General features: G+C 71.5%; 16 protein-coding genes. 10 read left to right on the top strand and 6 right to left on the bottom strand.

Annotated elements, in window-relative coordinates; genetic code table 11:
- Positions 1-19 precede the first annotated feature (19 nt).
- A complete protein-coding gene (locus KJK29_RS38730) occupies positions 20-151 on the bottom strand; it encodes an LPFR motif small protein (protein WP_251057699.1) in 132 nt (43 codons plus the stop codon).
- A gap of 116 nt (positions 152-267) precedes the next feature.
- On the bottom strand, positions 268-1,137 hold the full coding sequence (locus tag KJK29_RS04280) for an SCO6745 family protein (protein ID WP_215117307.1): 870 nt from the start codon (positions 1,135-1,137) through the stop codon (positions 268-270).
- Positions 1,138-1,251: 114 nt separating this feature from the next.
- On the opposite strand from KJK29_RS04280, the gene KJK29_RS04275 reads away from it, so the two are divergent.
- The gene (locus KJK29_RS04275; protein WP_215117306.1) at positions 1,252-2,211 is read left to right on the top strand and encodes a GlxA family transcriptional regulator; all 960 of its coding nucleotides are present in this window, start codon (positions 1,252-1,254) and stop codon (positions 2,209-2,211) included.
- Positions 2,212-2,270: 59 nt separating this feature from the next.
- Positions 2,271-2,906, top strand: coding sequence for a DJ-1/PfpI family protein (locus KJK29_RS04270; protein WP_215117305.1), 636 nt, complete (start codon positions 2,271-2,273; stop codon positions 2,904-2,906).
- Here the strand turns inward: KJK29_RS04270 and KJK29_RS04265 are convergent.
- Complete coding sequence (locus KJK29_RS04265) at positions 2,893-3,648, bottom strand: enoyl-CoA hydratase/isomerase family protein (RefSeq protein ID WP_215117304.1); 756 nt, start codon at positions 3,646-3,648, stop codon at positions 2,893-2,895. The two genes, KJK29_RS04270 and KJK29_RS04265, sit on opposite strands and share 14 nt — an antisense overlap.
- A gap of 218 nt (positions 3,649-3,866) precedes the next feature.
- Here KJK29_RS04265 and KJK29_RS04260 point away from each other — a divergent pair, with 218 nt between their 5' ends.
- Positions 3,867-4,367, top strand: coding sequence for an ATP-binding protein (locus KJK29_RS04260; protein ID WP_215124142.1), 501 nt, complete (start codon positions 3,867-3,869; stop codon positions 4,365-4,367).
- 31 nt (positions 4,368-4,398) lie between these two features.
- On the opposite strand, the gene idi is transcribed toward KJK29_RS04260, so the two are convergent.
- The 3 genes from idi to galE all read right to left on the bottom strand — a co-directional run bounded on the left by idi (position 4,399) and on the right by galE (position 7,354).
- Positions 4,399-4,992: an isopentenyl-diphosphate Delta-isomerase gene (idi, locus tag KJK29_RS04255; protein WP_215117303.1), complete on the bottom strand. Its 594-nt coding sequence runs from the start codon at positions 4,990-4,992 to the stop codon at positions 4,399-4,401.
- Positions 4,993-5,287: 295 nt separating this feature from the next.
- Positions 5,288-6,226: a cation diffusion facilitator family transporter gene (locus tag KJK29_RS04250; protein ID WP_215117301.1), complete on the bottom strand. Its 939-nt coding sequence runs from the start codon at positions 6,224-6,226 to the stop codon at positions 5,288-5,290.
- A 156-nt stretch (positions 6,227-6,382) separates the two neighbouring features.
- Complete coding sequence (gene galE, locus KJK29_RS04245; RefSeq protein WP_215117300.1) at positions 6,383-7,354, bottom strand: UDP-glucose 4-epimerase GalE; 972 nt, start codon at positions 7,352-7,354, stop codon at positions 6,383-6,385.
- Between the two features lie 277 nt (positions 7,355-7,631).
- Here galE and KJK29_RS04240 point away from each other — a divergent pair, with 277 nt between their 5' ends.
- From KJK29_RS04240 to KJK29_RS04210, 7 genes are all read left to right on the top strand, one after another.
- Entirely contained in the window at positions 7,632-9,437 is a 1,806-nt protein-coding gene (locus tag KJK29_RS04240; protein ID WP_215117299.1) for a DUF5941 domain-containing protein, read from the top strand.
- Positions 9,434-10,186: a phosphocholine cytidylyltransferase family protein gene (locus KJK29_RS04235; protein WP_215117298.1), complete on the top strand. Its 753-nt coding sequence runs from the start codon at positions 9,434-9,436 to the stop codon at positions 10,184-10,186. Before KJK29_RS04240 ends, KJK29_RS04235 begins: the two co-directional genes overlap by 4 nt.
- Positions 10,174-11,235 (top strand): iron-containing alcohol dehydrogenase family protein, encoded by a 1,062-nt coding sequence (locus tag KJK29_RS04230; protein WP_215117297.1) that lies wholly within the window; start codon positions 10,174-10,176, stop codon positions 11,233-11,235. The genes KJK29_RS04235 and KJK29_RS04230 overlap by 13 nt, the downstream gene beginning before the upstream one ends.
- Positions 11,213-11,992, top strand: a complete 780-nt coding sequence (locus KJK29_RS04225) for a CDP-alcohol phosphatidyltransferase family protein (RefSeq protein WP_215117296.1) — start codon at positions 11,213-11,215, stop codon at positions 11,990-11,992. Before KJK29_RS04230 ends, KJK29_RS04225 begins: the two co-directional genes overlap by 23 nt.
- A 5-nt stretch (positions 11,993-11,997) precedes the next feature.
- Positions 11,998-12,870, top strand: a complete 873-nt coding sequence (locus KJK29_RS04220; RefSeq protein ID WP_215124141.1) for a glycosyltransferase family 2 protein — start codon at positions 11,998-12,000, stop codon at positions 12,868-12,870.
- A gap of 105 nt (positions 12,871-12,975) precedes the next feature.
- Complete coding sequence (locus tag KJK29_RS04215) at positions 12,976-13,905, top strand: ABC transporter permease (RefSeq protein WP_215117295.1); 930 nt, start codon at positions 12,976-12,978, stop codon at positions 13,903-13,905.
- Entirely contained in the window at positions 13,898-14,686 is a 789-nt protein-coding gene (locus KJK29_RS04210; protein WP_215117294.1) for an ABC transporter ATP-binding protein, read from the top strand. Before KJK29_RS04215 ends, KJK29_RS04210 begins: the two co-directional genes overlap by 8 nt.
- Positions 14,687-14,747: the final 61 nt, after the last annotated feature.

Raw genomic sequence — 14,747 nt, 5'->3', positions numbered from 1 at the left:
GGTCGCCGACGGCCTCCGGTCACGCCCTGCGGCTGCGGGTGGCGGACGAGGCCCCGCCGAAGAGCCGGGCCAGGGCCCGGAAGGGCAGGGTCACGACGGTGGCGACGGCGCCGCCGATCTGGCGGAGCACGTCTGCGATGGCTCGGAACACGGTGTTTCCCCTTTCTTCTCCCGATCGCACTGATCGGGAGAGGCCGGGTACCTCACCGACGCCTCACCATGCGTCACAGCGGAACACGAATGCGGAGGCAGGAGTGCGGGGCGGCCTCAGCCCTTGCCGATCAGGTCCGCCGGGAAGGCCCCGGCCATGAACGCGGCCTGCGCGAAACCGGCGCCGAGCTCGGTCAGCCGGGCCACGCCCTCCGGGCCCAGATGTTCGTACGGGGCCTCATCGAGCCGGTCCGTCTCCCGTTCGATCTCCTCACGCAGGGCGGCACCCCGCTCGGAGAGCTCACCGTTCTCCTCCAGCAGCCCGCGCCCACGCAGCCGGTGCGTCGCCGCGTCCCAGTCCTCCTGGCTCCAGCCCCGGGTGGTGAACACCCACTTCGGCGCCATGCCCTTGCCCGTCGCCGTGTGGGTCACCATCGCCTCCAGGCCGTCCAGCCCGGCCGACATCAGGGCGGCGAGGTGGCCGTCGCCCCGGTGCTCGCGCAGCAGGGTCGCCGCGTGCCAGTAGGCGAGGTGCGGCTCCTCGGGGACGGGCAGATCGGCGTGGGCGGCGTACAGCGGGCGCGCGCCGCGGGAGCAGGCCTCGGTGGCGCGCAGCGCGAGTCGCGCGGCCTCGGCCATCTCCGCCGACGCCAGGGCCTCTTCGCCCAGCAGGCGCCGCAGGGTCGCGTCGACCGCACGCGCGCGTGCCGCCAGCACCTGGCCGGGTGCGGCGCTCTCCCACACCGCCGGCACATGCCGGGCCACCAGCTCGTACTTGTAGTTGTAGAAGGCCGCCGCCACCGCGCCGGGGCCGACCGCTCCGAACGCGGCGGCCCGTACGGCGAAGTTCACGGCGTGGGGATGGGTGATCCCGGCGGCACCCACCTCCCGTGCCAGATCCGGCGAGAAGTAGTGCGTCGCGTGCAGGGAATTGAGCACGTTCTGGCAGCGTCGGCCGGCGCGCGGCTCAAGGGCGGCAGTCGTCATGCCGGGCACGTTACCAACCGCTTGGTATGCCCTCTACGGCCGTACACCCCATGGCAGGAAAGGTGGGAAATTCGTCATTGCGGCCATACTCCGGGCGCGCGAAGAATCAAGGGCATGGCCCAGCGCACCGTTCTCGCCGTCCTCTTCGACGGCGTGCAGAGTCTCGACGTCACGGGGCCCGTGGAGGTCTTCGCGGGCGCGGAGCTGCTCTCCCCGGGGACGTACCGGATCCGCACGGCCTCCCCGGACGGCGCTCCCGTACGAACCACCAGCGGTCTGACCCTCGTACCCGACGGGTCCCTGGACGACGCGCCCGACGCGCACACCCTGCTCGTCCCCGGCGGCCCGGGCTCCCTGGACCCCAGCCCGCGCCTGGTCGACTGGGTGCGCGCGCACGGGCCGCGTGCCGTGCGCCTGGTCTCCGTGTGCACCGGTGCCGCCGTGCTCGCCGCGGCCGGACTCCTGGACGGCCGCCGCGCCACGACGCACTGGGCGTACTGCGACCGGCTGGCCCGGGACCACCCGGCCGTCGAGATCGACCCCGACCCCGTCTACGTACGCGACGGGCACATAGCCACCTCGGCGGGAGTCACCGCCGGCATCGACCTCGCCCTGGCCCTGGTCGAGGAGGACCTGGGCCGGGACGCCGCCCTCGCCATCGCCCGCCACCTCGTGGTCTTCCTGCGCCGCCCGGGGAACCAGGCCCAGTTCAGCGCCCAGCTCGAAGCCCAGACCGCTCACCGCGAGCCGCTTCGGGACGTCCAGCGGTTCATCACCGAACGCCCGGACGCCGACCTCTCCGTGGAGGCACTCGCCGCCCGCGCCCGCCTCTCGCCCCGCCACTTCGCCCGCGCCTTCCGGGACGAGACCGGTATGACGCCCGGCCGGTACGTGGACCGGGTCCGCCTCGAACACGCCCGCCGGCTCCTGGAGGACACCGCCGACGGCATCGAGGAGATCTCCCGCACCAGCGGTTACGGCACCCCCGAGGGCATGCGCCGCGCCTTCGTCAAGGCCCTCGGAACGCCCCCGGCCGAGTACCGCCGCCGCTTCCGCCCCGCGACCACACCCTGAGCCCGATCGGAACGACTCGCAGCGACCGCACCGCCCCGCATCGACGGAAGGAACCCCGCATGCAGATCGCCATCGTCCTCTACGACCGCTTCACCGCCCTCGACGCCGTCGGCCCCTACGAGACCCTCGGCCGCCTCCCCGACGCGGAGACCGTCTTCGTCGCCGAGCGGACCGGCCCCGTACGGAACGAGACGGGGAACCTCGCGCTCACCGCCGACCGGGCCCTGTCCGACGTACCGAACCCGGACATCGTCGTCGTGCCCGGCGGCCCCGGCCAGGAGTCGCTGATGACACACGAGCCGCTGCTGGACTGGCTGCGCGCCGCCGACGCCGGCAGCACCTGGACGACGTCCGTGTGCACCGGCTCCCTGCTGCTCGCCGCCGCCGGACTCCTCCGGGGCCGCCGCGCCACCTCCCACTGGCTGACCCTGGAGCAACTGAAGCGCTACGGAGCCGAGCCCACGGGGGAGCGGGTCGTCACCGACGGCAAGTACGTCACCGCGGCCGGTGTCTCCTCCGGCATCGACATGGGACTGACCCTCCTCGGCCGGATCGCGGGCGACGACCACGCGCAGCTGGTCCAGCTCGCCACCGAGTACGACCCGCAGCCGCCCTACGACGCCGGATCGCCCGAGAAGGCCCCCGCGCACGTCGTCGAACTGCTCCGGTCGCACGCCGACGTCATGCTGACGTAGGCACGCTCCAGCCGAACCGCGGCTGCCTGCGCTCCAGGAACGCGGCGACGCCCTCGGCGGTGTCGCCGCTCGCGCGCGCCTGCCCGGCCCAGTGCGCGTCGCGGTCTGTACCGCCGTTCGCGAACTCCTTCGCCGCCGCCTGCGTCAGCTGTGAACGGGACACCAGGATCCGGGTGAACTCGGCGACCCGCTTGCCGAGTTCGCCCTCGGGCAGCACCTCGTCGGCCAGACCGGTGCGCAGCGCCCGCTCCGTGTCGATCAGCTCGCCGGAGAACAGCAGGTACTTGGCGGTCGCCGGACCCACCAGGGACACCAGCCGTCTGGTCGAGGACGCCGGGTAGACGATGCCGAGCTTCGCGGGCGTCACACCGAACAGCGCGCCCTCCTCGGCGAACCGCAGATCACAGGCCGCCGCCAGTTGCGCCCCGCCGCCCACGCAGTGCCCGCGCACCGCGGCCAGCGTCGGCTTCGGAAACGCGGCGAGCGCCTCCTCGGCCCGCACGGCGAGCCCCTGTGCCTCCTCCGGCGAGCCCCGGAGCGTCGAGATGTCGGCCCCGGCGCAGAACGTCCCGCCCTCGCCGGTGAGCACCAGCGCCCGCACGGCCGGATCGCCGGCCAGCTCCTCCAGCAGCGGCGGCAGTGAGCGCCACATCGCGGCCGTCATGGCGTTGCGCTTCTGGGGATGACGGATGACGACGGTCGCGACCGAGTCGGTCACGGTGTTCAGCAGCTGCGGCTCCATGCGCCGGATGCTATCCGCAAGGCAAACCCGTACAACCCGAATAGTTCGCCGAGACGGCACAACAGGGACAGGACCAGTCCCACAACTGACCGTGTCATACGCCAACGGTCAGAAGTGCTCGATACTTGCTGACTTCTGTTCAGCCCCGGGGTGTGGAGCGCATCGTTACCAACACTCGAGACGTGGCGACAATCGAGCGCGAGGGTGGCGACCGGACGATGGACGACGAGGGGCGTGGGCCCGGCCCACGTCCACAGGGCGGCGCGGTGCCCCTCGGGCCCGCGGATCCGCTGCCGTACGAGGGGGTCTGGCGGTTCACCGCGCCCGCGGTCGACGCCTCGGTCCCGCAGGCGCGACACGCCGTACGGGACCTGCTGATGCGTCAGGGCGTGCCGGTCTCGGACGACCTGGCCCAGGGGCTGCTGCTGATCGTCTCGGAACTGGTGACGAACGCGGTGAAGCACGCGGCGGTGCTGTCCCCGACGGTCGCCGTCGAACTGGCCGTCGGGGCGGAGTGGCTGCGCGTGGCCGTGGAGGACAACCACCCGTACCGGCCCACCGCCCTGGAGGCCGACCACGGCCGGACCGGCGGCCGCGGACTGCTCCTGGTGCGCGAGGTCACCCGGGAGGCGGGCGGCATGTGTGACGTCGAGTACACCGCGAGCGGCGGCAAGGTGATCTGGGCCGCCCTGCCGCTCAAGCCCGCACGCTTCCTCTAGGGCCGGCCCGACTCTGTCGTCGGGCTCCGGGTCACCAGCCGGCCGACTCTCCGGTCAGCTCCCTGACCGCCGGCCGGGCCGCGTCCAGGACGGTCATGAACCACGACGAGAAGGTGTCCTTGGCGTGCCGCTCCGCCAGCTCGGGCGGGGTCACGAACGCCGTCGACGCGACCTCCTCCGGATCCGGCCGCAGCACGGCCTGCACCATGCCGACGAAGAGGTGGTTGTACTCCTGCTCCACCAGGCCGGACTCCGGGTCCGGGTGGTTGTAGCGGACCGTGCCCGCCTCGGCCAGCAGGGACGGGGAGGCGCCGAGTTCCTCGAAGGTCCGGCGCGCCGCCGCCGCGAAGGGCGCCTCGCCCGGGTAGGGGTGGCCGCAGCAGGTGTTGGACCACACACCGGGGGAGTGGTACTTGCCCAGCGCGCGCTGCTGGAGCAGCAGCCTGCCGTACTCGTCGAAGAGGAACACGGAGAACGCGCGGTGGAGCTGTCCGGGTGGCTGGTGGGCGGCGAGCTTCTCCGCGGTGCCGATCGTCACGCCGTCCTCGTCGACCAGTTCCAGCAAAATCGCGTCTGCGGTGCCGTTCGACGGGTTGTGCGTCGCGGTGGCAGGTGTGATCGGCATACCCATCCTTCACATCGGTCTTCGCGCCCCAAGTCTGCCGTACGAATCCGGCACTCCCGGCACTTCGCGGCGTGGCCCGCATGTCCCCGCGCGGCAGCGCGGAGCGCGGACGGCGCCGCTCGACGCCGGAAGAGGGACCCAGGAGCAGATCGTGCCCGGCGCGATGGGCCGAAAATCGTCCCTGCCGGTGCGGGGAGGGGCAGGGCGTGGGCGTGCGCCGTAGCGCTGCGTCCCCCGGCGCACTCAGATCGGAATGCGCCCCACCAGCCCCGGACACCTCATCGGCCACCGACCGTCAGTGGCAGAGATGCGGCTCGTGCTCCGCGTGCCCGGTCGGCTCCAGCTGGAAGGTGCAGTGCTCCACGTCGAAGTGGTCACCGAGGCAGCCCTGCAACTCGTGGAGCATCTTCTCGTGGCCTATCGCGCTCAGCGCCTCCGAGCTGACGACCACATGCGCCGAGAGCACCGGCATGCCCGAGGTGATCGTCCAGGCGTGCAGGTCGTGGACGTCCTCCACCCCGTCGGTCGCCAGGATGTGGGCCCGTACCTCCGCCATGTCGACGCCCTTGGGTGCCGCCTCCAGCAGGACGTCGAGCGTCTCGCGCAGCAGCTTCCAGGTACGGGGCGCGATCATCAGCGCGATGACGAGCGAGGCGATCGGGTCGGCGGCCTGCCAGCCCGTGAGCATGATCACGGTCGCGGAGACGATCACCGTGACCGAGCCCAGCGCGTCCGCCGCCACCTCCAGGAACGCGCCGCGCACGTTCAGGCTCTCCTTCTGGCCGCGCATCAGCAGCGCCAGCGACACCATGTTCGCGACCAGACCGATCACACCGAACACGACGGTGAGCCCGCCCTCGGTGTCCGCCGGTGTGATGAAGCGCTGCACCGACTCGTACACGACGTACCCGCCGACCCCGAACAGCAGCAGGCAGTTGGCCAGGGCGGCGAGGATCTCGGCGCGGGCGTAGCCGAACGTGGCCCGGTCGCTGGGCGGGCGGCTCGCGAAGTGGATCGCGAGCAGCGCCATGCCGAGGCCCAGCGCGTCCGTCGCCATGTGCGCCGAGTCCGCGACGAGCGCGAGCGAGTCCGCGAGGAGCCCGCCGACGATCTGGACCACCACGATGCCGAGCGTGATCGCCAGCGCGACCCGCAGTCTGCCGCGGTACGCCGAGGTCGCCGTACCTCCGGCCGGTGCCCCGTGCGTGTGCCCGTGATCGTGCCCAGCCCCCATGAAAGCCGCCTCCTGTGTCTGCCCGATGTCTGTCCGCTCGTGCCCGGGCACCCCAGTGAACTACGGGGAGGGGGTATGTGCAACGCGGCACTGAACACCGTTGTCATGTGCCCTGACCTGCGGAAACGATGCGCAGGTCAGGGCGCCCTCAGGGCATCAGGAGCCGTGGTGCAGCTGCCAGCCGCGCCATGCCGACTCGGCCATCTCGCGTACCCCGCGCCGCGCGGTCCAGCCGAGTTCCTCGGCCGCCCGGGCCGCCGAGGCCACCGCCCGCGGGGCGTCCCCGGGGCGGCGCTCCTCGACGAGCGGCGCCCGCCGGTCGCCGGTGACCTCGCCGATGACCGTGATGAGTTCGCGCACCGAGACGCCCTCGCCGCGGCCGATGTTGACCGTCAGATCGCCCGTGACGTCCCCGCCGGCGAGCCGCCGGGCCGCCGCGAGATGAGCCTCGGCCAGGTCGGCGACGTGAATGTAGTCACGGATACAGGTGCCGTCCGGGGTCGGGTAGTCGTCGCCGAAGATCCTCGGCGCCTCGTCGCGCGTCAGCCGGTCGAAGACCATCGGGACGATGTTGAAGACGCCCGTGTCAGCCAGCTCCGGTGCGGCGGCGCCCGCCACGTTGAAATAGCGCAGACATACGGTGGAGATCCCGTGCGCCCGGCCCGCCGCCCGCACCAGCCACTCACCGGTGAGCTTGGTCTCGCCGTAGGGGTTCACCGGCGCGCAGGGCGTGTCCTCCGTGATGAGGTCCACACCCGGGTCGCCGTAGACGGCCGCCGACGAGGAGAACACGAAGCGCTCGATGCCGGCCCCGGCGACCGCGTCCAGCAGGGTCGCCAGGCCCCCGACGTTCTCCCGGTAGTACCGCGTCGGCTGCGCGACGGACTCGGCGACCTGCTTGCGCGCCGCGAGATGCACCACACCCGTCACACCGTGCTCGGCGAACACCCGTTCAAGCAGCTCACCGTCGAGAGACGACCCCTCCACGAGCGGCACGTCGGCGGGGAGCCGCGCGGGCACCCCGGCCGAGAGGTCGTCCAGCGCGATGACGCGCTCCCCGGCCTCGGTCATGGCCCTCGCCACATGTGCCCCGATGTAGCCGGCCCCGCCTGTGATCAGCCAAGTCATGGTCGCTCACCCTATGCCGCCACGACCGGGCCCCACGCAATGTCCCCGATGTCCGGTCTGGGGAGCGCGGTTTGTGGGGCGGGCCCCGGATCCACGATGATGATCGCGGCAGAGACTTGTGCGAACCACGTTGATCGATCCGCCCAACGGGCGGTGAACGTGGCCTTCCCGGTATCCGATAGCCTCTGCCGACATGCCGCCCGGGAGCCACCGGAGCGGGCGCCCCCACCCAGCACAGCACTGGCGCGGACGCGTCGGTACCAGGGAGTGAATTCGGTTGTCGACCGCCATCCTCACCGGTCAGCCGGTCCCCGGATCGTCGATCGAGGCCGATCTGCGGTCACTCGGTTTCGACGTGCGGAGCGCGGCCGACACCGCCGAGGCCGAGACCCTGCTCGCCGCGGTGCCGGGCGAGGAGCGGGTCGCCCTGGTCGACGCCCGGTTCGTGGGGCATGTGCACGCGCTGCGGCTCGGCCTCACCGACCCCCGCTTCCCGCTCGCCGCGATCCCCGGCGCCGTCACCGCCCAGCCCGCCGGCCGCCAGGCCCTCACCCGGGCGATGGCCCGCGAGAACTCCGCGGGCGGCGGCACCACCCTGGTCGACAGCCTCGCCGACCGCATCCTCACCGCCCTGGACAGCGACGGCACCGAGGTGCACCGCCCCGAGCTGGGCAGCCTCGTCGCCGTCGTCCCCGCCGACCCGCAGGCCCGCAACGAGGCACGGCAGGCGCTGACGACCGTCGACGACGAGGCCGTACGCCTGAAGTCGGCCGTGAAGTCCCGCGACGGCTTCTTCACCACCTACTGCATCAGCCCGTACTCCCGCTACATCGCCCGCTGGTGCGCCCGCCGCGGCCTGACCCCGAACCAGGTCACCACCGCCTCGCTCATCACCGCCCTCATAGCGGCGGCCTGCGCGGCCACCGGCACCCGCGGCGGCTTCGTCGCGGCCGGCGTCCTGCTGATCGCGTCCTTCGTCCTGGACTGCGTCGACGGCCAGATCGCCCGCTACTCCCTGCAGTACTCCACGCTCGGCGCCTGGCTCGACGCCACCTTCGACCGGGCCAAGGAGTACGCCTACTACGCCGGTCTCGCCCTCGGAGCCGCCCGCGGCGGAGACGACGTCTGGGCCCTCGCGCTCGGCGCCATGGTCCTGCAGACCTGCCGGCACGTCGTGGACTTCTCCTTCAACGAGGCCAACCACGACGCCACCGCCAACACCAGCCCCACCGCCGCCCTCTCCGGCAAGCTCGACAGCGTCGGCTGGACGGTCTGGGTCCGCCGGATGATCGTCCTGCCCATCGGCGAGCGCTGGGCGATGATCGCGGTCCTCACGGCGGCCACGACCCCGCGCATCACCTTCTACGCGCTGCTCATCGGCTGCGCCTTCGCGGCGACCTACACCACGGCGGGCCGGGTGCTGCGCTCCCTGACCCGCAAGGCCCGCCGCACCGACCGGGCGGCGCAGGCGCTGGCCGACCTCGCGGACAGCGGGCCGCTCGCCCAGGGCCTCGCCGAGGCGCTCAAGAAGCCCGCCCGCGGGCTGCCGGGCTTCACGGCCCCCGTCGTCGCCTTCCTCGGCGGCCTCGCCGTCGTCCTCACGGCCGCCCTGACCGGCTTCGGCGGACCCTGGGCGATCGTCGCCGCCGTCGTGTACGTCCTGACCTCGGGCCTCGCCGTCGCCCGCCCCCTCAAGGGCGCCCTCGACTGGCTCGTCCCGCCGCTCTTGCGCGCCGCCGAGTACGGCACCGTCCTCGTCCTCGCCGCCGAGGCGGACGTGAACGGAGCCCTTCCTGCGGCTTTCGGGCTGGTGGCCGCGGTCGCCTACCATCACTACGACACGGTGTACCGCATCCGCGGCAACGCCGGAGCGTCCCCGGCCTGGCTGGTGCGTTCCATCGGGGGGCACGAGGGACGGACGCTGCTCGTCACCGTCCTCGCCGCGCTGCTCACCGCCTCGCAGTTCACAGTCGCGCTCACGGCTCTGGCCGTGGCCGTGGCCCTGGTGGTGCTCCTGGAGAGCATCCGCTTCTGGGTGTCCGCAGGGGCGCCCGCCGTACACGATGAAGGAGAACCCGCATGATCGGCCTCGTGCTGGCGGCCGGCGCCGGACGGCGTCTGCGCCCCTACACCGACAGCCTTCCCAAGGCTCTGGTGCCGGTGGGTCCCGCGGGCATAGAGGGCGAACCCACGGTTCTCGACCTCACCCTCGCCAACTTCGCCGAGGTCGGCCTCACCGAGGTCGGCATCATCGTCGGCTACCGCAAGGAGGCCGTGTACGCGCGCAAGGAAGCGCTGGAGGCGAAGTACGGCGTCAAGCTCACCCTCATCGACAACGACAAGGCCGAGGAGTGGAACAACGCCTACTCCCTGTGGTGCGGTCGTGACGCCCTCAAGGACGGCGTGATCCTCGCCAACGGCGACACCGTCCACCCGGTCTCCGTCGAGAAGACGCTGCTCGCCGCCCGCGGCGACGGCAAGAAGATCATCCTCGCCCTGGACACGGTCAAGGACCTGGCCGAGGAGGAGATGAAGGTCGTCGTCGACCCCGCGAAGGGCATGACGAAGATCACCAAGCTGATGGACCCCGCCGAGGCCACCGGCGAGTACATCGGCGTCACCCTGATCGAGGGCGACGCCGCCTCCGAGCTGGCCGACGCGCTCAAGACCGTGTGGGAGACCGACCCGCAGCAGTTCTACGAGCACGGCTACCAGGAGCTCGTGAACCGCGGCTTCCGTATCGACGTGGCGCCGATCGGCGACGTCAAGTGGGTGGAGATCGACAATCACGACGATCTCGCCCGCGGACGGGAGATCGCGTGCCAGTACTGACCCGGCTCATCCCCTCCCCGCTCGTCGTGGACATCCGCCCGGGTGCCCTCGACGACCTGGCCTGCGTCCTCGCCGACGAGCGCATCTCGCAGTCCGGCCGCCTCGCCGTCGCCGTCAGCGGTGGCTCCGGCGCCCGGCTGCGCGAGCGGATCTCGCCGAGCATGCCCGGCGCCACCTGGTACGAGGTCGGCGGCGGCACCCTCGACGACGCGGTCCGGCTGGCGAGCGACATAAAGGCCGGCCACTTCGACGCGGTCGTGGGGCTCGGCGGCGGCAAGATCATCGACTGCGCCAAGTTCGCCGCGGCGCGCGTCGGCCTGCCGCTGGTCGCCGTACCCACCAACCTCGCGCACGACGGCCTGTGCTCGCCGGTCGCCACCCTCGACAACGACGCGGGCCGCGGCTCCTACGGCGTGCCGAACCCGATCGCGGTCGTCATCGACCTGGACGTCATCCGTGAGGCCCCGGTCCGCTTCGTCCGCGCCGGCATCGGTGACGCGATCTCCAACATCTCGGCGATCGCCGACTGGGAGCTCGCCAACCGGGTCAAGGGCGAGCGCATCGACGGACTCGCCGCCGCGATGGCCCGCCAGGCCGGCGAGGCCGTGCTCCGGCACCCCGGCGGCATCGGCGACAACGACTTCCTCCAGGTGCTCGCCGAGGCACTGGTCCTCAGCGGCATCGCCATGTCGGTGTCGGGCGACTCACGGCCGTCCTCCGGGGCGTGCCACGAGATCAACCACGCCTTCGACCTGCTGTACCCGAAGCGCGCGGCCGCCCACGGCGAGCAGTGCGGCCTCGGAGCGGCCTTCGCGATGTACCTGCGCGGAGCCCACGAAGAGTCGGCCTACATGGCCGAGGTGCTGCGCCGGCACGGTCTGCCCGTGCTGCCGGACGAGATCGGCTTCACGACGGACGAGTTCGTCAAGGCCGTCGAATTCGCCCCGGAGACCCGGCCCGGCCGCTACACCATCATCGAACACCTCGACCTGAACACCGAACAGATCAAGGACATCTACGCCGACTATGTCAAGGCCATCGGTAGCTGAACTCCGCCCCGTCGTTCACCCCGCGGGGGTGAAGGACCGGCGCAGCGGTGAGCACTGGATGGGACGCCTCTACATGCGTGAGGTGTCCCTGCGGGTCGACCGTTACCTGGTCAACACCAGGGTCACGCCCAACCAGCTCACCTACCTGATGACCGTCTTCGGCGTGCTCGCGGCCCCGGCCCTGCTGGTGCCGGGGATCGCGGGCGCGGTGCTCGGCGTCGTCATGGTCCAGATGTATCTCCTGCTGGACTGCGTCGACGGCGAGATCGCGCGCTGGAAGAAGCAGTACTCGCTCAACGGCGTCTACCTCGACCGGGTCGGCGCCTACCTCACCGACGCCGCCGTGCTCGTCGGCTTCGGTCTGCGCGCCGCCGACCTGTGGGGCAGCGGCCGGATCGACTGGCTGTGGGCCTTCCTCGGCACCCTGGCCGCCCTCGGCGCCATCCTGATCAAGGCCGAGACGGACCTCGTCGGCGTCGCCCGGCACCAGGCCGGAAAGCCGCCGGTCAAGGAGGCCGCCTCCGAGATGCGCTCCTCCGGCATGGCGCTGGCCCGCAGGGCCGCAGGCGCCCTGAAGTTCCACCGGCTGATCCTCGGCATCGAGGCGTCCCTGCTGATCCTGGTGCTGGCGATCGTCGACCAGGCCCGCGGCGACCTGTTCTTCTCGCGGCTCGGCGTGGCCGTGCTGGCCGGCATCGCGCTGGTGCAGACCCTGCTGCACCTCGTGTCGATCCTCGCTTCGAGCAGGCTGAAGTGAGCGGCATGAAGGTCGGCGCCGTCATCATCACCATGGGCAACCGCCCCGACGAGCTGCGTGCCCTCCTCGACTCGGTCGCGGGGCAGGACGGCGACGCGGTCGAGGTGGTCGTCGTCGGCAACGGCTCGCCCGTCCCGGACGTCCCCGAGGGCGTCCGCACCATCGAGCTGCCCGAGAACCTCGGCATCCCCGGCGGCCGCAACGTCGGCATCGAGGCCTTCGGCCCGGCCGGCCGGGACGTCGACATCCTGCTGTTCCTCGACGACGACGGGCTGCTCGCGAGCCACGACACCGCCGCGCTGTGCCGGAAGGCCTTCGAGGCCGACCCGAAGCTCGGCATCGTGAGTTTCCGCATAGCCGACCCGGAGACCGGCGTCACCCAGCGCCGCCACGTGCCCCGGCTGCGCGCCGCCGACCCGATGCGCTCCTCGCGCGTCACCACGTTCCTCGGCGGCGCCAACGCCGTCCGCACCCGGGTCTTCGCCGACGTCGGCGGACTCCCGGACGAGTTCTTCTACGCCCACGAGGAAACCGACCTGGCGTGGCGGGCCCTGGACGCGGGCTGGATGATCGACTACCGCTCCGACATGGTGCTCTACCACCCGACGACCGCCCCCTCGCGGCACGCGGTCTACCACCGCATGGTCGCCCGCAACCGCGTCTGGCTGGCCCGCAGAAACCTCCCCGCACCGCTCGTCCCGGTCTATCTCGGCGTGTGGCTGCTGCTCACCCTGCTGCGCCGCCCCTCCCGCCCCGCCCTGCGGGCCTGGTTCGGCGGATTCCGCGAAGGCTGGACGACCCCGTGCGGACCCCGCCGGCCCATGAAGTGGCGTACGGTGTGGCGGCTGACCCGGCTGGGCCGGCCCCCCGTCATCTGACAAGCTCGTATCCGGGAGTATCCGGGAGCACCCGGGCCGTACCCTGGCCCCCGGCTCATGCAGGCCCGCACAGGCCAAGCATCTCGAAGACGAAAGTTTCCACTAGTGAGTGAGACAACGCACGATGCCCCGGTCGCGGTGAGCGCGTCCGAGGCGCCCGACGAGGGACTCACGGCGAGGGAGCTCGCCGCCAGGCACGGGCTGAGCGTCAGCGGCGCCCGGCCGTCCCTCATCGAGTACGTCCGTCAGCTCTGGGACCGGCGGCACTTCATCCTCGCCTTCTCCCGCGCGAAGCTGACCGCCCAGTACAGCCAGGCCAAGCTCGGCCAGCTGTGGCAGGTGGCCACACCGCTGCTGAACGCGGCCGTGTACTTCTTCATCTTCGGCATGCTCCTGGAAGCCGACCGGGGCATGAGCCGCGAGGTGTACATCCCGTTCCTGGTCACGGGCGTGTTCGTGTTCACCTTCACGCAGAGCTCGGTGATGGCGGGCGTGCGCGCGATCTCCGGCAACCTCGGCCTGGTGCGCGCCCTGCACTTCCCGCGCGCCTCCCTGCCGATCTCCTTCGCGTTGCAGCAGCTCCAGCAGCTGCTGTTCTCGATGATCGTGCTGTTCGCCATCACGATCGGCTTCGGCCACTACCCCGACCTGTCCTGGCTGCTGATCGTGCCGGTGCTCGTCCTGCAGTTCTGCTTCAACACCGGCCTCGCGCTGATCATGGCCCGGGCGGGCGCCAAGACCCCGGACCTCGCGCAGCTCATGCCGTTCGTGATGCGGACGTGGATGTACGCGTCCGGGGTGATGTTCTCCATCCCGATCTTCCTCGAGTCCAAGCCGGCCTGGATCTCGAACGTCCTGCAGTGGAACCCGGCCGCGATCTACATGGACCTGATGCGCTTCTCCCTCATCGACGACTACGGCTCCCAGTACCTGCCCGACCACGTCTGGGCGGCCGCGGGCGGCTGGGCCGTGCTGATCGCCGTCGGCGGTTTCGTGTACTTCTGGAAGGCGGAGGAGAGGTACGGCCGTGGCTGAGCAGAAGCAGGAAGCGCGGATCCCCACCGTCGTCGCGGACGATCTGCACATCGTCTACCGCGTCAACGGCGCCAAGAGCGGCAAGGGCAGTGCCACCGCCGCCCTCAGCCGCATCCTCAAGCGGGGCTCCGACGACGCGGCACGGGGCGTGCGCAAGGTGCACGCCGTGCGCGGCGTCTCCTTCGTCGCCTACCGCGGCGAGGCCATCGGCCTGATCGGCTCCAACGGCTCCGGCAAGTCGACCCTGCTGCGCGCCATCGCCGGTCTGCTCCCCGCCGAGCAGGGCAAGGTCTACACCGACGGCCAGCCCTCGCTGCTCGGCGTCAACGCGGCCCTGATGAACGACCTCACCGGCGAGCGGAACGTCATATTGGGCGGGCTCGCCATGGGCATGTCCCGCGAGGAGATCAAGGAGCGCTACCAGCAGATCGTCGACTTCTCCGGCATCAACGAGAAGGGCGACTTCATCACGCTGCCCATGCGCACCTACTCCTCCGGCATGGCGGCCCGGCTCCGCTTCTCCATCGCCGCGGCCAAGGACCACGACGTCCTGATGATCGACGAGGCCCTCGCCACCGGCGACCGCAAGTTCCAGAAGCGCTCCGAGGACCGCATCCGGGAGCTGCGCAAGGAAGCCGGCACGGTGTTTCTGGTCAGCCACAACAACAAGTCGATCCGCGACACCTGCAACCGCGTCCTGTGGCTGGAGCGCGGTGAGCTGCGGATGGACGGCCCGACCGACGAGGTGCTCAAGGAGTACGAGAAGTTCACGGGCAAGTAGACCGGATCGGCCAGGGCCCCGCCGCAACTGTTACGGCGGGGCCCCGCGTCTGCAAAGGAAA

Source organism: Streptomyces koelreuteriae, from assembly GCF_018604545.1.
In the GTDB taxonomy this organism is placed as follows: Bacteria; Actinomycetota; Actinomycetes; order Streptomycetales; family Streptomycetaceae; genus Streptomyces; species Streptomyces koelreuteriae.
The sequence above is the reverse complement of the archived record's forward strand: the minus strand, read 5'-3'. Positions and strand labels throughout refer to the sequence as shown.